At 60.6% G+C, this 16,525-nt stretch carries 19 protein-coding genes and 1 pseudogene; 9 read left to right on the top strand and 11 right to left on the bottom strand.

From position 1 onward, the window contains the following. Positions 1-84: 84 nt before the first annotated feature. Positions 85-495, bottom strand: a complete 411-nt coding sequence (locus tag ACODSU_RS07760) for a helix-turn-helix domain-containing protein (protein ID WP_488841360.1) — start codon at positions 493-495, stop codon at positions 85-87. 201 nt (positions 496-696) lie between these two features. Here ACODSU_RS07760 and ACODSU_RS07755 point away from each other — a divergent pair, with 201 nt between their 5' ends. Then, positions 697-1,137, top strand: coding sequence for a hypothetical protein (locus ACODSU_RS07755; RefSeq protein ID WP_488841358.1), 441 nt, complete (start codon positions 697-699; stop codon positions 1,135-1,137). On the opposite strand, the gene ACODSU_RS07750 is transcribed toward ACODSU_RS07755, so the two are convergent. Continuing rightward, positions 1,134-1,436 carry a helix-turn-helix domain-containing protein gene (locus ACODSU_RS07750; protein WP_488841356.1) on the bottom strand — a complete coding sequence of 101 codons (303 nt, stop codon included), beginning with the start codon at positions 1,434-1,436 and terminating at the stop codon, positions 1,134-1,136. The two genes, ACODSU_RS07755 and ACODSU_RS07750, sit on opposite strands and share 4 nt — an antisense overlap. A gap of 114 nt (positions 1,437-1,550) precedes the next feature. Between ACODSU_RS07750 and ACODSU_RS07745 the strand changes: the two genes are divergently transcribed. Both ACODSU_RS07745 and ACODSU_RS07740 read left to right on the top strand, forming a co-directional pair. Further along, entirely contained in the window at positions 1,551-2,003 is a 453-nt protein-coding gene (locus tag ACODSU_RS07745) for an HAD domain-containing protein (RefSeq protein WP_488841354.1), read from the top strand. Positions 2,004-2,194: 191 nt separating this feature from the next. Further along, the gene (locus ACODSU_RS07740; protein WP_488841748.1) at positions 2,195-3,379 is read left to right on the top strand and encodes a Y-family DNA polymerase; all 1,185 of its coding nucleotides are present in this window, start codon (positions 2,195-2,197) and stop codon (positions 3,377-3,379) included. A 30-nt stretch (positions 3,380-3,409) separates the two neighbouring features. On the opposite strand, the gene ACODSU_RS07735 is transcribed toward ACODSU_RS07740, so the two are convergent. The 9 genes and pseudogenes from ACODSU_RS07735 to ACODSU_RS07695 all read right to left on the bottom strand — a co-directional run bounded on the left by ACODSU_RS07735 (position 3,410) and on the right by ACODSU_RS07695 (position 9,719). Further along, a complete protein-coding gene (locus ACODSU_RS07735; protein WP_488841352.1) occupies positions 3,410-4,486 on the bottom strand; it encodes a hypothetical protein in 1,077 nt (358 codons plus the stop codon). A 9-nt stretch (positions 4,487-4,495) separates the two neighbouring features. Then, positions 4,496-5,443, bottom strand: a complete 948-nt coding sequence (locus ACODSU_RS07730; protein ID WP_488841350.1) for a hypothetical protein — start codon at positions 5,441-5,443, stop codon at positions 4,496-4,498. A 189-nt stretch (positions 5,444-5,632) separates the two neighbouring features. Continuing rightward, a complete protein-coding gene (locus ACODSU_RS07725; protein ID WP_488841348.1) occupies positions 5,633-6,088 on the bottom strand; it encodes a hypothetical protein in 456 nt (151 codons plus the stop codon). Positions 6,089-6,101: 13 nt separating this feature from the next. Continuing rightward, on the bottom strand, positions 6,102-6,434 hold the full coding sequence (locus ACODSU_RS07720) for a hypothetical protein (protein ID WP_488841346.1): 333 nt from the start codon (positions 6,432-6,434) through the stop codon (positions 6,102-6,104). 40 nt (positions 6,435-6,474) lie between these two features. Next, on the bottom strand, positions 6,475-7,293 hold the full coding sequence (locus ACODSU_RS07715) for a restriction endonuclease (RefSeq protein WP_488841345.1): 819 nt from the start codon (positions 7,291-7,293) through the stop codon (positions 6,475-6,477). Between the two features lie 537 nt (positions 7,294-7,830). Continuing rightward, entirely contained in the window at positions 7,831-8,271 is a 441-nt protein-coding gene (locus ACODSU_RS07710) for a DUF6283 family protein (protein ID WP_436078765.1), read from the bottom strand. Next, positions 8,268-8,666, bottom strand: a complete 399-nt coding sequence (locus tag ACODSU_RS07705) for a hypothetical protein (RefSeq protein ID WP_436078764.1) — start codon at positions 8,664-8,666, stop codon at positions 8,268-8,270. The genes ACODSU_RS07710 and ACODSU_RS07705 overlap by 4 nt, the downstream gene beginning before the upstream one ends. An 82-nt stretch (positions 8,667-8,748) precedes the next feature. Next, positions 8,749-8,961, bottom strand: a pseudogene (locus ACODSU_RS07700) (DUF3717 domain-containing protein); the annotation flags it as partial. Positions 8,962-9,113: 152 nt separating this feature from the next. After that, complete coding sequence (locus ACODSU_RS07695) at positions 9,114-9,719, bottom strand: hypothetical protein (protein ID WP_488841342.1); 606 nt, start codon at positions 9,717-9,719, stop codon at positions 9,114-9,116. A 443-nt stretch (positions 9,720-10,162) separates the two neighbouring features. On the opposite strand from ACODSU_RS07695, the gene ACODSU_RS07690 reads away from it, so the two are divergent. From ACODSU_RS07690 to ACODSU_RS07665, 6 genes are all read left to right on the top strand, one after another. Next, entirely contained in the window at positions 10,163-11,596 is a 1,434-nt protein-coding gene (locus tag ACODSU_RS07690; protein WP_488841340.1) for a DUF3850 domain-containing protein, read from the top strand. Beyond that, on the top strand, positions 11,593-12,135 hold the full coding sequence (locus ACODSU_RS07685; RefSeq protein WP_488841338.1) for a DUF1643 domain-containing protein: 543 nt from the start codon (positions 11,593-11,595) through the stop codon (positions 12,133-12,135). Before ACODSU_RS07690 ends, ACODSU_RS07685 begins: the two co-directional genes overlap by 4 nt. A 131-nt stretch (positions 12,136-12,266) precedes the next feature. Then, positions 12,267-12,587, top strand: a complete 321-nt coding sequence (locus tag ACODSU_RS07680; protein ID WP_488841336.1) for a helix-turn-helix domain-containing protein — start codon at positions 12,267-12,269, stop codon at positions 12,585-12,587. Next, the gene (locus ACODSU_RS07675; RefSeq protein WP_488841335.1) at positions 12,584-13,921 is read left to right on the top strand and encodes a type II toxin-antitoxin system HipA family toxin; all 1,338 of its coding nucleotides are present in this window, start codon (positions 12,584-12,586) and stop codon (positions 13,919-13,921) included. The genes ACODSU_RS07680 and ACODSU_RS07675 overlap by 4 nt, the downstream gene beginning before the upstream one ends. 29 nt (positions 13,922-13,950) lie before the next feature. Further along, positions 13,951-14,388 carry a hypothetical protein gene (locus tag ACODSU_RS07670; RefSeq protein WP_488841333.1) on the top strand — a complete coding sequence of 146 codons (438 nt, stop codon included), beginning with the start codon at positions 13,951-13,953 and terminating at the stop codon, positions 14,386-14,388. Between the two features lie 82 nt (positions 14,389-14,470). After that, the gene (locus ACODSU_RS07665) at positions 14,471-16,510 is read left to right on the top strand and encodes an RNB domain-containing ribonuclease (RefSeq protein ID WP_488841331.1); all 2,040 of its coding nucleotides are present in this window, start codon (positions 14,471-14,473) and stop codon (positions 16,508-16,510) included. Positions 16,511-16,525: the final 15 nt, after the last annotated feature.

The raw sequence follows: 16,525 nt of genomic DNA, 5'->3' as shown, positions 1-16,525 counted from the left end.
GGCCTATCGGTGATCAACTTACCACGCGCTTTGCAGCTAGCACGAGCGTATGGTCACAAAGTCCAGTATCACGGTTCGCCCGACTCACCAGAGTCCTCGCTTGTTCACTTGGGCAATAACAGTAGAAAGTGCTTGCAGCTTTTGCGCCTCCATTAGAGCGTCGTTCGGAGCATGCACAGGCGACATCGGAAATCCAGCAACTTCATGGGTGCGCCTGAGCACCTGTTCCACCAAACTGGTTCGCGGAACAAATACATAGCGCACTTCGCAATCCAGTCCATGGGCCAGGCGCGCTAGGGTGTTCAGCGTGATGTTCCCGTTCGCCTCGGCCTGCTCCAGTTTACGGGCCCCCTGAGCTGTTACTCCCAAACGCTCTCCCAGTGCTTGAGAACTCATGCCCAGCGCCAATCGGATCGTCTTTGTCCAGCCGCACCTGGGCGCGGTAGTTGGCTGCAGCTTCGCGAAATCGCAAAACTGACTGTCAAGTTCGGCCAAGCGGGTGAGATTTAGGCGGTTCTTCAAGGTGAAAAGATCTGAGGCAACAGGCTGGTTGCCTCCTTAAGCGCATCAAGGCAACCGGATTGTTTCCATTCAGGGCAGTGCATGGCTAGAACAAAGAAATGGCATTGCGGGTCCGCTATCTTTGCGCACGGCCTCGAACGGGCCCAATTAGTCTCATATTAACTTGAATTAAGAATGATGCTGCGATTGGAAAAAGCGACTCTCGGAAAATTTGGAGCACAGGACATGATGGGCCTGATCATGTCGAGGGGATGGGAGGCGATCTTGCCGGATGCGCTGGATGACAAGCAATTGCTGCTGGTGTCAGACCAGTTCAGAGATCTTCTGTCTGGTGTTAGCTGGAACGGGGACCACGACCCGACTCGTGCAGCCTTGCCCCTTGCCCTGCTGCTCCTGTCTAAGGCGGGCGCAAAACGCTCGGGCGACAATTTGGAGGTCGGCATGGAGACGCTCCAAGAGGCGCTGTGCTTGCTCAGCACTGCCGTTGATCGGGAGATCGTCAATCGCATGCTGCAGCGCCAAGACGCCACTTCCATTGGCACCGGGCTGATGCAAGGCCTTCAAATGTTGGTTCAACACGCCAGGGAGCAAGCCGATTCGGCTTGCCACGCCTAATCCGACGCCATGCCTTTGAAGTCCGTTTTGATGGTCCTGAGGAGTTCGCTGACCGAGGTGGCGTCAAGATCCGGGCAGTATGCGGCAGCAACCAGCGTTAATGGATGAATCTGCATCTGCTCGGCCAGCACTTCAATGGTGCGGATGCTGGGTACCTGATGACCCTGTTCAATGCGACTGATGTGGCGGCGGCTGGTGGCCAGCAACAAGTCTTCCTGAACCAGTCCCCGAGCAGCGCGCAGTTGCTGCAGTGCCCGACCAAAGTCGGCTTGGGGTGGAACACGCTTTCGGGAGGACATTCGCCCGATTTCCGCCCAATGAGACCAAAAAGGCCACGACCAACTAGTCTCATTGGCAGGCAACTACCCTAGAAAAATCCGCCTCTGTTGGAAATCTGTTTATGAGGCCAGCGCATGCCCATCCTGTTTCTTGATTTTGATGGGGTTCTGCACCCCGAGCATTGCCATGAGTCGAGGCACTTCTGCCGCCTTCCCATTCTGGAAGAAGCTCTACGGCAAGTGCCTGAGTGCCGAGTTGTTATCACCAGCACCTGGCGGCTGGAACAACCCTACGAGGCGCTAATCCGAAATTTTTCTCCGGACATTGCGGCAATGATCGAAGGCGTAAACCCCAGATACTGCGCTCTTACGAACGTCCTGCCCACTCTTGTTGGGTACCAGCGGGAGGCGGAGTGTCATGCTTGGCTATGGGCCAACAACATGCCACATCACAATTGGGTCGCCGTGGATGATCGATCGTGGCTCTATCGGCCGTTCTGCAAGTCCTTGTTTTTGGTCGATGGCCGAACAGGGCTTACGGTGGACACCTGTTCACAACTTGCAGCTCGCCTTCGAAGCCTTCTATGACAAGGCATGCAGAGGTAGAAGACATGACCTTACATAACAAAATTCTTAGCCCAACGCGGACTTGCCGACTGGGTTATCTGCACCGACAGCGAAATCATCCCAAAAACTGTTAGGCGCCATTCCACAAGTGAATTCAATCACTTATTCCTTACTAACTGTAAGGGTCATTCAGAAACAACGATGGCTGCGCGATTGCCCGTAGCGAGGAGGCGAAAGCTCTGGGGATCAAGATGGGAGCCCCCTGGTTCAAGATTTCCCATTTGAGCGAATCCCACGGCCTCGTGGCCTTGAGTGCCAATTTCACCCTGTACGGTGATATGTCCACGCGCCTGATGAGCCTCATAGCGGGTTTTGGCTATCGGACGGAACTCTTCTCCATTGACGAAGCTTTTTGTAGTTGCGACGGCATCCCCGGTGACTTGACCGAGAGGGCATTCAAGGTCCGGGCCCGCATACGCCAATGGATCGGCCTGCAGTGCGGTGTGGGCATCGGGCCGACGAAAACGTTGGCCAAGCTCGCGAACCACGTCTCCAAGGACGCAGAGAGGAAACCGGGCAGCTATCCGGCGCACCTGGCGCAGGTGTGCAACCTCGCGACCTTGAGTGCTGACGAGCTGAAGGCGATCATGCAGGCGACCGCCGTGGGGGATGTGTGGGGGGTGGGCCGCAAGATAGGCGCGCAGCTCGTAGAGGCCGGCGTGCTCACTGCTTGGGATCTGTCGAGGATGGACCCTGGTACCGTTCGGCGCCGCTGGAACGTTGTGCTCGAACGGACTGTGCGCGAGTTGTGCGGTCAATCGTGCATGGCGCTGGAAGATGTGCCCACCGATAAAAAGCAAATCGCGGTAACGCGGTCCTTCGGCCGTCCGGTGACAACGCTGGAGCCATTGCTGGAGGCAGTGAGTGAGTTTGCTTCACGCGCGGCAGAAAAACTCAGGAAGCAGGGGAGCTTCGCGGGCCAGCTTTATGTCTTTGCGCACAGTTCGCCTTTTCGCCCACCACCCCAGTTCTCGCGCGGAGTAGTCGTACCTTTGCGCAGGCCTACTGCAGACACATCCATTCTGGTCCAGGCAGCTCGCGCGGGAGTGCGCCGGTTCTATGAAGACGGATACCAGCTGCAAAAAGCTGGCGTGATATTGCTGGATCTAGCGAGTTCCACGCTCCACCAAGGTGAACTTGATTTGGAAGATTCCGAGCCAGAAGACCAGTCGCACTTGATGACCACGATTGACAGATTGAATCGGCGATACGGGCGGGGCACCGTCTTTGTCGGGGGAACGGGAGTGGGTACGGAGCGGGCATGGGGAGCCAGGCAAATGCGGCTCACACCGCAATACACCACGCGCCTTGAGGACATCCCAGTGGCCCGCGCCTGACTGCGGGCTACACGTTGGTGTGACGCAGACCTAGATTCCAAGCAGAGCGCCCATGCGCTCATGCAGTGGTTTGGCCGGGGAGGGCAGAGGGGGCATGGTTGCTGCCTGGGGCTGTGCGGTAGCCGCAGTTTCCTGCGCGTATCGTTGCAGGGCTTGGCGCTCGCGCTCTAGGCTCTGGCACCTTGCTTCAAGCGTGTCGATCTCGTCCTGCCTCGATTCGAAACCAGCCTCCCACTTCGCCTCGCTGGCCAAATGAACTTGCATGGTACGAGCAGCCTCAGCCGCCTTCACAAGCAACTCAGTTTCGAGTGTCAATTCTGCGCCGAATGATCGGATTGCGGCTCTCGCTTCTTCGTCTAGGCAAGGCTCGCCGTCTGGGCCACCAGCCGAACCTGAAAGCTCCATAAGACGGGCGATCGCGAACTGTGTGTCGGAAGGACCTCTGGCCAAGCTGGAGGCCACCATAACCCTCGCCAAGCATGGCCAGAGTTCTTCAAACCATATCCTCAGGTCTAGGCGGTGCCAACCCTTTGGGGAGACGAAGTACACCTCGGGAGGGTCTTCGGGGTTCGCGGTCGAGGCAATAGCAAAGTGCACCGCCGTATTGCGGGCCTCCATTCCAAAGACGTAAGCCCCCTGGGTGGGCTCTGGATCCAGCTCAAGGGCCGTTTTGTGCACCACCTCCAGTGGGTCCCAGCCAGATGAGACCAGCGCGAATATCGGCATGGAGGAGACTGAAAACCGCTTCGTACCCTCTCCGTTGAGGTAGAGGCGCCCTTGCAGCCCCAACCCCGAGTAGTAGGCGCTTTCGTCGGCCTGCAGAAGCGCGACCATTTGCGTAGTGCTGGCCTTCACCTCAGCCCAAGCGTGCCCCTGGAACCGGGATTCCTTTTCGCTGACGACAACGCTTTGGCCACCTGCCAAGCGCAGGACCGCTGCATCCAATTCCTCCTGCGAGCCCAGACCTTCAAGAGCCATGGTGATGGCCGTCATCAAACCATCGACCTTTTTGAAGTGCCTGTTTTCCTCGTGTTCCCTGCGCAGCTTCAGCTTGCGCTCCTCGCGCTTTTTCTTCTCGCGCTTCTGATCTTTGGTGAGCTTAGACATCGCGATACCTCAGGAGCGGCCTGTCGGGAGGTGCGTGGGCATGTGCCCAACGATGACCTTCTGAACCACGGGACAGAACAAGAAGTAGATTCGAAGGCAGAACCGGGGATCACGAGCATTCCCTTTGGAAAGATGCTGATCCAGAAATTGGCGCCGCCCGTTCCAGCGGATGAAGTACAGGTCGCCAAGCTCGCCAGCAACACTGGGCTCTACGGAGCCCCCGTACTCAACGCCCATGGAGTCGGCCCGGTTCTTGAACGCGTTGCGATCAGCCTGACCAGTCTTGACCTGGGTGTACTCGGTGGCCAGCAGCTCCAAGCACTCGTAGAGCAGCGCGGGATTCTCGTAGCTGCCGCGCTTGGTGGTCGATATCGCGCGCTGCATGATGATGATGCGGTCTTCGTTCAGTCGCGCCCACTCGCCAATGTCCTTCAGCGCCCACTGCCTCTGGCTTGCCGACGAATCCTGAGCCTCTGGTGAAGCGATGGGATCTGAGGGGGGGGTATAGGGGCTCACACGTGCGCTGGAAGCCTTGTCCAGGGTTTTGGCAAGGTGGCTCCAGTAATGCACATCGGACTGCAGCTTTGCGATGCGTGCCAGGTCATCGTGCACGGCAACAACGCCCGCAGGATTGGTCCCAGCGGCGACGAGTTCGACAAATGCAGGGTGCCGCTTGATGGGCGCAGGGTCGGCCAGCACGTCAGCAAAGACCTCAAGCCAGAGGCCATCCAGGGATTCCAGTGCGGCTGGTGAGCCCATGCACAAGCGGCGACCCACCACCGGGGAACCGGCTCCGGTTGGCACGTGGAAGACCTCCCATAGACCGCCAGATCTGGCGTCCATCACCTGGGCTGCAAAAAACTGGCCCGTTTCGTCTGTCCACCACTGCACCTGCAGGTGCTCCCCGTGGGCGAGCCCCAGTGTGTCGGCATGAGGGGCTGTGATGTGCTCGTCCAAACGGCCTAAATGTGCCCAAAAGGCCTCGGAAAGGAGAGGGTAGCGGGGGTGCGCCGCATCCACGCGAAAAACCTCGCGGTGGGAGTGTTCGGCGACTTCGGGCAGTCCAGGAACCATAGCCCGACATTGGACCACGGGATGGGGCGTAGATCGAGTGTTCGCCTCTAAGGTGCGAACTCTGGCCAGCTTTCAGCGCTTGCGCTGATCGGAGAGAAGGGCGCCCAGTTCCTTGCTCTGCTGCTCTGTCGGACGGGTCCAGCCACTTTTGGCAGAGCCCATCCATACCTCGCCCGTCTCCAGGTCCACTGCCGCCCATTTCTCAGGGCAGCGAGTGTCCAGGGTGAGGGTCATTGGCTCGGACAGTTCGGGGATCTCGCGCCCGCTGCGCAGAGTTCGCTTGGCCGACGTTTTCTCCCAGTGCAAATGCCCGTGACGGACGATCTTGCCTTCCTTCGCAAGCTCGTCCATGACCTTCTTGGCAAGCGCGTCTGCACGTTCGCGCGAACGTGGGGTGGTCATGGGGTAGAACTTGGCCGCGAGGTCCTGGCGGCGAAACGGCGTGCCCCGGGCGTCCAGGAATGCATTGAGCGCCTGGCGGTGCTGGGCGCGAACTTCGACCTTGATTGCAGGCTTGGTGATGGGCATGGGTGTGTTCAGCCTAGCTGGCGGAGGCCTCGGACGTGGATTCTGTCGCCGACACTGGCTGCTGGCCGTCGTCGTCGATGCGAAGGATGCTTGGGTCCACCTCGATCTGGTGGTGCTTGGCCATCAATTCGCAGAAGGTGAGCCAGTCCTGCTGTGACGGCTTTTCATGGGTGCAGTGAAGGCACTGTGAGGCACCTTCCAGCTGCTGCGTGACCGTTGTATGGGCGTCGATGCCGAACCTTTTGTCGAAACGACCTACGGTCGATCCATCGAGGGGCGAGTGCACCCAAACAGTGTCGCCAGTGGCGCTCAACTGGATCAAGTCATCGCTGGTGAGTTCGGGCATGGGCGTAGGGTTCTTTGGGGCAGCGATGCGATTGTTTCACTCAAGCATGGCGAACGCCACGGCATGTAGGGAAGCGTGTGCATCCCCAGAATTGATTCCCCATGGTCGGTCCTTTGCGAGATGTGCGCAGCGCCATGGCACTGTTGCAACGGGGGCAAGCTGGTGCGCACTCCACCGGCTTCGGGTTGGTATCCACAGGCATGCCGGCCGGTGCTGCGTCCCGTACTGTCGCAGGGATTGGAGCTGGGGCGCGCGGGGCTTGTACAGAGCCTGTGTTGCCGCCCCTGGTTTCCTGAATCATCGTGAATAGCTCACTGCCATCGATCAGGGTCACTCGGCCATGGGCGAACTGTCGTGCTGCGTCAGTGAATCGCCCGCTGGTGATCACAAAGCCCCCATCGGCCCGAGCTGCAGCCATAACACCGTAGTGCTGGCGAACGATGTCCACGCCCACGGAGGTCACTTTCCACTGCTTGCATTGCACCAGGTAGCGCTTGCCTGCCTTGTTGAGGACAAGATCGACACCGCCGTCAGGGCCTTCGCCACCTTGCTCAATGATGCCGAACCCACGGCGACGGAAGGCCTCGCCCACCAGCAACTCAAATTCCTGCCACGTCATCAGCTGCAGCGCTTCAAGGCTTCGAGCCTGCTCCACACGGCGCAACAGCGCCTTGCGGTGGGCACGGGCAAAGAACGACAGGCCTGCGGCGGCCAGAAAAAGGATGGGAAGCACGTGCTGGGCCACCAGGACGAGCCCCCCCATGATTCCGCTCTCGATCATCTCCGCAACCTGCACCGCATTGGCGGGGTTCGTGGTTTTGGGCGTGGTGTCGATGGTCCGGAAGTAGGCGAAGCTCACGAAAGATAGTCCCAGACAGAGCCACCAGGGCAGGTGGGCCAGCAGCGAGAGAGCGCCGTCGAACGGCGTAGGCTTGTTCTTGTTTCTGCGCGCCATGCGACTCACTTGAGAAATAGGTAGCCACCAGCTACGGCCAGCGCTACGAGGGCCAGCAGGCCAATGCTCACCACCGCGATCAGGCCCCCTCCATGACCAGTTGGTTGCGGAGCCGATGGGCTGCGTGAAGGCGTGCGGCGCAGCTCTTCAGGGTCGTGTTGGACCCGGCGCTCCACTGTGAACCCGATGCCATGGCAAGAGGTGCATTTGTGCCCTCCACGCCCCCCGCAGCTGTAGCACTTGATCTTTCCCGTGCCCCTGCAGCCCGTGCAGTCCTGACGCTCTCCACGCACCATCTGGGAGCCCCGGCCCCCGCAGCTGCTGCATGGGACATCCCTGGTGCCCTGGCACTTGCTGCATTTGGTCAGTTTTGTGCCGTGGCAGGTTCGGCACTCATGCTTGATTTCTTCGATCGCCATTCAGTTGGGGTCCTTGGGGGGCTCAGCGGCAGGGTTTCAGGATAGGGTCTTCGGGGTCTACGCCGTTGGCCACGGCCATATCCCGGTAGGAGTCGAAAAGCTCGTGGCCACCATCGGTCACATCGTCCACCAGATCGCCGCGCATGTAGGCCAGGCGCACGCCCATGTTGTGGTCGGCGCCGCGCAACAGGAAACCAGCACAGGTGGCAGGCTTTTGCGCCCCGGACTCGTGGCACGAAAACCGGTGCGTGCTCATGTCGTAGGCAGTATTGGCACTGACCCGGAAAGCCTCGGAGGGGAACTCCCCCGTGTTGTCCTTGCGCCAAGGGCAACCAGGGCAGGGCTCCTTGCGGTAAGCCTTGGTGCTGCTCTTGAGCGTGACGACCTGGTGCTCATCCCCAGCAGGAGTCACCTTCAGCACCTCAGGCGCCTGACGTGAGGGGCGGTTTTCAGATGGAGTCATGTCTTCGTGGATTCGTCTTGGAGAAAGTGCTCCAGAGGAGCCAGAGCCAGGATGTAGAAAAGGACTTCCAGGTAGGGCGTGCTTCGGAACTCGGCCGCTTTGGTGTACATCTGGTCATCGTTCGGCAGAAACAGGCCATGTGGCACGTTTGCGGCGTTCCCAAGCCACATTCTCGCCCGCAGATCGCACACCCGGCCATCAGCAAACGCCACCCAGTAGTGCAGCGGGATAAAGCCAGCGCCTTGCACTGCCAACTTGCCGCACTGGATGGTGTGAGGGATTTCCTCGTGCGACAGGTACATGGACACCACGCGCGTCATTCCGTCGCATTCGAGCGGCAAGCCGTCGAACTTTTGGAGCACGGCCTCCAGTGCTGCTTGCTGCTTTGCATTCATTGCGTGGGAATCTTGGTGGCGAGGAGGGCTGTTTGCCAATTGTCTTCTTTCGCTGTCACTGTTATGAGGCCTGGTCTGCACGGTACGCCTCGATTGCTGCCATGGCCTTGGATGGGACTTCCTTGGTTGCCGCTTCAGTTGCGTGGCCAATCGCCATCAACGCGTAGATCTCTGCGAGCGCTCTCAGCTCAGGGGCAAGCGTGAACCCGTCTGGCGAGGGGCTGCGGGCTCTCCAATAGTTGATCGCTGCTTCGATTTCCACGACGTGGATGGTGTTGGGATTTTGCGTGTCCATGCTTCTGGCTCCGTTTTGGATTTCTTCGCAGACGAGGCGGACTTGTCGCCGGGCCCCGGACCTACTTGCAAACCACCGGGACAAGGGGCGCGAGTCATCCTGCAGGAGGCCGGGAGGCCACCCAGTGGGAGGAGGCGAAGGGTGTCTGGTGCTCATGTCACGTGAGTGCAGATGGGATCAACAGGGGGAAATGCCGTTTCAACTTTGACCAGTCGGTCCTTCAGCTCGGGCAATTCGGCGGCGCCAGCACCGTTCTTGTCCTGGTCTGCGGCAATCCAGTGCTCACGCACCGAGATGGCACTCACAAGGGCCGTGCGGTAGCCCCCCGACAAAAGACTGTGCAAGGCATCCCGCACGGCTTGCTCTTCTGTGCCGCACGGAGCCCCACAGGTAAATCCATCCACAGCGGGGTACCACGTTCCATTCGGGAACACCTGGCTTCGGCCATTGGGGTGCTTCCACCCCGTCAGGACAAAACCAGCATGGACATGCTGCATGGGTTCGTGGAATGCGGCGCATGGCAACACCCTGGGCGAGAGGGTGGTGGCATCGACCCACTTGAACTTGCTATCCCAGAGCGAATTGCGCACGTAGAGGCGTCTGACCTTCAACTCGATCTGCACGCGTTTGACCCCCAGTTTCACGACCCTCGCGGGGATCGGCAAACCCTTCCCATAACCGTAGACCATGGCGCTATCGGGCCGATCTGATTCGTGCTGCCAGTTGACACGTTCGTTGGGCTGGAAAGTGGTGTTCATGGGATAGGTGCGTGAAACACAAGAAAATCATTGGAGTGCAAATTGGCACTGTTCATGATATTCTGCACCCAAGTTCTAATAAGGTCAGAGTTTCTATAGCTGCCTGACGTTTATTGACAACGCGTTCAGCGGATTTAACCACCAAAAAACATAGTCACTATAGTTCTGTGAATGGAGGCCCCTGCAGCCGCTGTCTCGCGCAACTCGCCCTTTTGCCTGGTGCTCATGGTGACGGTGCGGGACACCCAGAGGAATTCAGTGATCAGGAACGTCTCGGCTTGCGCCAAGGAGATGTTGCGCGGGGGGCTGGGCCGCAGTGTGCGGGCCCGCTTCAAAGTCTTCCCAAGGTTCAGGCGTGGCTTGGTGCGGTCCTGGGTGCCATTTCAGCAATAGCGCAGGCGTAAAGCCTTCACGCATCGTCAAAATTTTTTGGAAAGTTTCCCATGACCTTAGACCATAGCCTTTCACTTCCAGAGACACGCCAAACCTGCGGGCCGCTGGACCACAGCGCTCCCGCAAAGATCTGGCTGCAGGTGGACCCGAATGCGAGCCCCGAGGAGCGCTCCATGGCCTTTCCAGGCGGGGCGGATGTGACCTGGTGCCGCAATTCGCAAGGGGGTCTTGAGGTCTCCTACGTGCGTGCAGACTTGGCGGGGCCCATTGCTCCCGCCCGCTTCACGCTGCCCGAGGGCATCACCCGAGACGACACTGTGCATGGGCAGCGCTATTTCACGCAGGCAGACGTGGAGGCCGCTTTTGAGCAAGGGCGCCGCCAATCTCCCCTGTGCTCCCTGACCCTGCAGCCGGTGATCAACTGGCTCGACAACGGTTGCGACCCCCGAGAAGCGGCCAAGGAGCTGCAGCTGATTGCCAAGCAGATGAATGGGGGTAGCTGGGCTCTTGAGCGCCTGGCGCTGCGCGCGGCACTCTCCTTTTATGCCGAAGGGAACCATTTCGCGCGACACGATGAGCTGGCGTGGGAGACCGTGAGCGGTGAACCGTCGAACCTGTGGGAGGACGAGAACCACACGGCCACGGTCGAAGATGGGTCTATCGCTATGGCTGCGCTCAGAGGACAACTCTATGCGGACCAGAGCGATATCGCCTACGAACTGGTGAATCGTGAGACTGGGGCCGTCCACCGCACGGTGGGGCCTGGAGACCAACTAGTGTTGGACAAATGGGAGGTGCTTCATTGCGATGCGCGCCAGATACCTCCCGCTGGTGAGCCTGCCGCTGGTGAGCCCGATTGGCGCAGCAGCCAAACTGCCTCCCATGAGGTCTGGAAGAACCCCATGTTCACTGCCATGGACAGGCTGTCCATGGCCGATGGCGCCGTTGCGTTCAGGGACAAGACCATCGCGAACTTGCGCGCGCTGCGCAAGGCAGACACCCTGAACGTGCGGCGGTGGGAGTTCGTCAAGCACCTGATTGGCCCGGGGCAGAAAACGCCAGAGTGGGAACGGTTCTCCGAGATCGTGCGCGGGCACCCGGACACGCCGCAGGGATTCGAGGCCGCTGTAGATCAGGCGCTCAGCCTGCGCCCCGAAGCCGTACCGGCCCCTTACGCGCCGCTCACCGGCCGCGTGATCCCCCTGAAAACGGATGCCTCGGTGTTTCAGGAGACAGTCGCAGGCCGCAAGCTCTTCGAAATCCGTGTCGATGACCGGCAGTACCAATGCGGAGATGTGTTGCGGCTGCGGGAGACCGTCCATTCAGGTGCGGAGGTTGCTGCTGGCCAGCCTCTCCAGTACACCGGGGAGGAGGTGCTGCGCCGCGTTGTGGGCGTCTTCGAAGGCGGGCGGTACGGTCTCGCTCAGGGGTGGGTGATCCTGTCGGTGGTTCCCCATGAGGAAAGCGAAGGGCTTACAGCATGAGCACCAAGAAGCGGGGCGGTGACGCCGCTGCAGCAGCCGAGCAGTTCTACGGCGAGTTCTCTCCCTGTGGGCAGTTCCGCTACCTGCTCGTGCACATCTGGGATGCCAGCAAGCCAGTGCTACCGTGGATTCTGTTCAACCCCTCGCAAGCGGGCCGCGTGACGGAGCAGGGGGTTGTCAAAAGCGACCCCACCGCGCGCAAGGGTAGGGGGTTTTCTGAGCGGATGGGGTATGGCGGCATGGTGTTCTGCAATGCCTTCGCGTACATCGCCACCGAGCCCGCAGACCTGCGCAAGGGCGGGTATCAGGTCGGCCCCGACAACGATTCCAAGATCCTGCAGGCCTGCGCCATGGGCACAGGCGATGTCATGGTGGCCTGGGGGGCTCTGGGCCGTGGACTCGCCCGCCCTCAGGAGGTCAGCAGGATGGTGCGCAAGGCAGGGTATCGCACGCTGGCGCTGGGGCGCACCGATGACGGATTGCCGCTTCACCCCCTTCGCCTTGCGTATGCAACCCCCGTAGAGGTGTTCCTGGGTTGAGAGTGGTCAATAACTATAGTTTTCTTTAGATAGCCACATTTGTCCATAGTTTTATATAGCTTTTATTGCCCGATGGTATATACTTAAGTTAATTTCCAAGGCAAATCTATATTTAAATTATGAAAACGCCCATGGAGTTCTCCAATGCGCTGACTGAAGCCAAGGAGCAGCGTCGCATGAAGCTCAGTGAGCTGGCCGAAATGACGGGTCTGTCCCCTCTGGCGGTGAGTCAGATGCTCGATGGCAAGGTGTCGCCACGTCTGTCCAATGCGATGGCTGTGGCCGATGCCCTGGGGCTGGAGGTGGTGCTGATGCCAAAAGGCGCTGCTGCATCCTTCGAGAACTCGAACCGGACTCCGGAGAGAACAGTGAGGTCTGCACTTGAACAACGCCTGAGCACGATGCACAGGGGCGTAACCGATCACCTGAAAAAGGGAGACCCCAAGGCATGAAGTACCGCGCACTCGATGTTTTCCTGGGGCAGGGCCAGGACCGCCGATTCGTCGGCCAGCTCTTCCAGTATGGGGAGGGTGGCACAGCAATGACCCGCCTTGTGCCCGACAAGGCGTTCTGGACTTCTGGCGACATGCCGGTACTGAGCCAGTTTGCGGTGATCCACACGGAGGACGAACGGATCAAGTTCTTCATGGAAGCGGCCCAGCAGCCGTTTTTCAATGGCGAAGGCGAAACCCTCCCGCCGTTCTTTCAGAACATGCTGCCGGAAGGCCCATTGCGGCAGCATCTGGAGGTCATTGGCGAGTTGTCCAAGGGTGACCACTTCGGTCTCCTGAGCATGTGCGGCACGGACCTCCCCGGCGCCGTGTATGTCCAGCCCGCCACCTACACCCAAGAGAGCATCGCGCGGGTGGTTACGCAGAACAACGATGCCCTTGAAATGACGGTGACGCCGATGCCGGTACCGGATGCCACATCGCTGTCAGGGGTCCAGCCCAAGCTCTCGCTCGTGCGGTCTGGCGGCCGATACGTGCAGCGGACCAAGGACGAGAACGGGGTTCACATCATCGCCAAGCTGCCCACGGTTCAATTCCCGCTGCTCCCGCAGGTCGAGGAGCTATCCATGCGGATGGCGAGCGAGGCGGGCGTGACGGTGTGTGATGTGACCCTGGCGCCAGTCTCCGAGATCCATGCGGACCAGCCGTTCGTGCTGGGCCAGGAAACCCATTTTCTGGCCGTTAGGCGCTTTGACCGGGCAGGGGCGCAGCACATCCACTGCGAAGACTTCGCCCAGGTGTTGAACATCCCGCCCGAGCTGAAATACGAGCATCCCAGTGCGAACTACGCTGCGATCGCGCTGGTCCTGTTGACAACCCCGGGGCTTGGCATGCCAGCGGTCGAGGAGATGATCCGCCGCCTGGTGGTCAACGATCTTTTGGGCAACTACGACGGGCACTGCAAGAACTACGGCCTGCTATACGCTGATGGCCATACCCCTGCGCTGTCACCGGCCTACGACGTGGTGGCATATGCGGCCTACCTGAAGGGCAAGGGGCACGGGCTGCGCTTTACGCCTGACAGCCCCAAGCATCAACGGATTTCTCCCGCGACGGTCCGTGACCTGGCCAACGCAGTACCGGGGCTCGCTGAGCCCAAGATCGCATCCATCGTCAGGGATACCGTGAAAAAGGCCTATGCCGCCTGGCCCGACATGATCCAAGCCAGCGCGCTGCTCGACGAGCAGAAGAAGCGGCTGATGGCCCACTTCGACGCAACCCCGGCCATCGAGAGCCTGCGCCAGCGCGCGGCAAAGACAGCGGCGAAGGCCTGACACCCATCCACCAAGCAAGGAGCCCCTGCATGTACACCGAGCCATCCGGAAACACCCTGGAACGCCCAACGCGCTGCGCAGCGGCGGAAAGGACCTTCCAGAGCCGTGTGGAGCCTTGGCTGCTGGAGTGCTTTGGAGCAGAGGTGGCGGGAAACAAGTTGGAGCGCTCACACCGCATGCTGGAGGAGGCACTGGAGCTGGGACAGGCTGTCGGCTGCACACGTGAAGAAGCGCACCAGCTCGTGGACTACGTTTATGGGAGACCCGTGGGCGAAGCAGCCCAGGAAGCGGGTGGGGTGATGCTGACCCTTGCGGCCCTGTGTCGCGCCCATGGCATCGACATGCACGAGGCTGGTGAGAGGGAGTTGGCTCGTGTCTGGGCCAAGCTGGATGCCATCCGCGCCAAACAAGCCACCAAGCCTCAGAACTCACCATTGCCCGGGGCTACCCCTGGCGAGGCGCTGTAACACCCACCCCTTTTTCTATGGAACGGCCAGCCCTTGTGCTGGCGCCTGTTCAACCCCCGATTCAACCCCTACCCTTTTGCCTATGACCCAAAAAGCCCCCGCCTTTCCCCTGGTGACGATTGACTCCGAATCCACCCGCGATATCGACGATGCATTCAGCATCAGGGGGCTCCCGGGGGGGCAGGTGGAGTTGCTTGTAGCCATTGCCGACCCGTCCACGGCGGTCCCTGTGGGCAGCAAGGCGGACACCGAAGCGCAGGCCCTGGCCGCGTCCATCTATGCGCGCGATCGGACTGTCAAACGCATGCTCCCTCAGGATGTCTCCGAAAACGCCTCCAGCCTGGTACAAGGCCAAGAGCGCGACGCGATGGTGCTGCGCATCCTCCTTGATGCCGGCTCCTTCCAGGTGCTGGAGTTCGCTGTGGACTTCCGCAGAATCGAGGTGACTCACAGGCTCACCTACGGAGAAATCCCCGCGCGCATGGGTGGTGATGACGAGCCGCTGCGGGAGGCGCTGCGCTTGTCGTCCGCGTTGGCCAGCGGTCTATTCGAGTCGCGCGTGAACCGTGGGGCTCTGGCCCTGTTCGATGCGAAGCGCATGGTGATGACCGATGAGGAAGGGCGACTGTTGCGGATGGCCAATGCCAACGCCATGGTGGGCCACTTGATCATTCAGGAGTTCATGATCCTCGCGAATGCTCAGCTGGCGCAGTTCATGGCGTGCGAGAGCATCCCGGGCGTGTACCGGAACCACGAACCCATGATGGCGGCGCCCGCCTCGGGCGAACTGGCCAAGTCCCTGCGCGCCTGGATGGAGACGGGCTCATTGGATATGGACGCGCTCAACAGCCGGGTGGGCATGTCGGTGGGGCGGGCCCGCTACGCTCCGACCCTCAATGGTCACTATGGGCTGGCCCTGCCTGCCTACGCCCATGGGACCTCACCGCTGCGTCGGTACGCCGACCTGATCAACGTGCGTCAGCTCAAGGCCTATACCTATGGGAACCCGCCACCCTACAACCAAGCTCAGCTGCAGGAGATGTGCGAGAGCATCAACACCACGCTGACTGAACGCAAGGATGAAACCTCTGCTTTTCACAAGGAGGTGCTGCGCCGGGAGACGGAAGACAGGCTCGAACGTGCCAGCCTGCAGGGAGCCCCCGATCAAATCCTTGTCCAGGCGACAAAGCTGGCGAGCCAGCAGCAGGAGATGCCGGTGCCGCTGCGCGAAGAGTTGATGAGCCGGATGAAGGCAGGCACTCTCAGCGACAAGGTGGCTGATGGGTTGATTTCGGAGCTGGCCTTGGCCGCGTGGCCGCGCGACCTGGCCGATTGCTTCGTGGACTGGATGAGCGCAGGCCCTGGGCGTGTCATGCATCTGCTGCTCTACGCACGCCAGTCTGGCGTCTTGCAGACCGTGGACCTTCAAACCACTGGGCAGGGTACCGCCTTTGAGGGGGTGTGCCGGATCTCCCGGGATTCCACGCCATACACTGGCCGCGCCAAGGGCACACGCAAGAAGGATGCGGAACAGGGCGCAGCACTGGATGCGCTCTCGAAGATGCTGGGCTGCGCGACGCCTCCCATGCGCTGGGCTGAGCCTGAGGATGAGCCGCTGGAGGTCGGAGGAGTTGCAATCGCCAATCCGAAGGGGGCTCTGCTGGAGTTCTGCCAGGCCGTGGGTTGGACATTCCCATCCTTCAAGCACAAGTCCACGGGTCCATCGCACGCGCCTTACTTCACTGCCAGCGTCGAGGTGCACACGCCGAAGGGGCCGTATCAGACTCAGGCCACGGCCACTTCCAAGAAGCAGGCAGAGGCCAACGCATGCGCCGAGCTGCTGCCGGTGCTGCAGCGTGAGTTTCCGGTGAAGCAAGGTGCCTCATCTCCTGTCGGTGCGCAGAACCCGGTGGGGGAGCTGCAGGAGATGGCGCAGCAAGGCCGGTACCGCATCCCTGAATACAGCATTGCACCCAAACAGACCCAACCTCCCATCTTCGAGGCCGTCGTGACGGTTTTTGCGGACGGGAAAGAGCGTGAGTTCTCCGGCTTCGCCAGCTCGAAGGGGGAGGCCAAACGTAACGCCGCAGCGAAGGCGCTGGCGGCGATGGTGACCCGGTAGGGGCCATGAGCGAGA

This window comes from Acidovorax sp. FG48 (genome assembly GCF_057809085.1).
This window is presented reverse-complemented; position numbering and strand designations above follow the sequence as displayed.

Bases quoted from the DNA above. Each gene is read 5' to 3' on its own strand.
- ACODSU_RS07685 (WP_488841338.1), top strand. From the start codon at position 11,593: ATGAGCACCAAGAAGCGGGGCGGTGACGCCGCTGCAGCAGCCGAGCAG.
- ACODSU_RS07745 (WP_488841354.1), top strand. From the start codon at position 1,551: ATGCCCATCCTGTTTCTTGATTTTGATGGGGTTCTGCACCCCGAGCAT.
- ACODSU_RS07755 (WP_488841358.1), top strand. From the start codon at position 697: ATGATGCTGCGATTGGAAAAAGCGACTCTCGGAAAATTTGGAGCACAG.
- ACODSU_RS07675 (WP_488841335.1), top strand. From the start codon at position 12,584: ATGAAGTACCGCGCACTCGATGTTTTCCTGGGGCAGGGCCAGGACCGC.
- ACODSU_RS07680 (WP_488841336.1), top strand. From the start codon at position 12,267: ATGGAGTTCTCCAATGCGCTGACTGAAGCCAAGGAGCAGCGTCGCATG.
- ACODSU_RS07670 (WP_488841333.1), top strand. From the start codon at position 13,951: ATGTACACCGAGCCATCCGGAAACACCCTGGAACGCCCAACGCGCTGC.
- ACODSU_RS07720 (WP_488841346.1), bottom strand. From the start codon at position 6,434: ATGCCCGAACTCACCAGCGATGACTTGATCCAGTTGAGCGCCACTGGC.
- ACODSU_RS07735 (WP_488841352.1), bottom strand. From the start codon at position 4,486: ATGTCTAAGCTCACCAAAGATCAGAAGCGCGAGAAGAAAAAGCGCGAG.
- ACODSU_RS07695 (WP_488841342.1), bottom strand. From the start codon at position 9,719: ATGAACACCACTTTCCAGCCCAACGAACGTGTCAACTGGCAGCACGAA.
- ACODSU_RS07690 (WP_488841340.1), top strand. From the start codon at position 10,163: ATGACCTTAGACCATAGCCTTTCACTTCCAGAGACACGCCAAACCTGC.
- ACODSU_RS07750 (WP_488841356.1), bottom strand. From the start codon at position 1,436: ATGTCCTCCCGAAAGCGTGTTCCACCCCAAGCCGACTTTGGTCGGGCA.
- ACODSU_RS07705 (WP_436078764.1), bottom strand. From the start codon at position 8,666: ATGAATGCAAAGCAGCAAGCAGCACTGGAGGCCGTGCTCCAAAAGTTC.
- ACODSU_RS07665 (WP_488841331.1), top strand. From the start codon at position 14,471: ATGACCCAAAAAGCCCCCGCCTTTCCCCTGGTGACGATTGACTCCGAA.
- ACODSU_RS07710 (WP_436078765.1), bottom strand. From the start codon at position 8,271: ATGACTCCATCTGAAAACCGCCCCTCACGTCAGGCGCCTGAGGTGCTG.
- ACODSU_RS07725 (WP_488841348.1), bottom strand. From the start codon at position 6,088: ATGCCCATCACCAAGCCTGCAATCAAGGTCGAAGTTCGCGCCCAGCAC.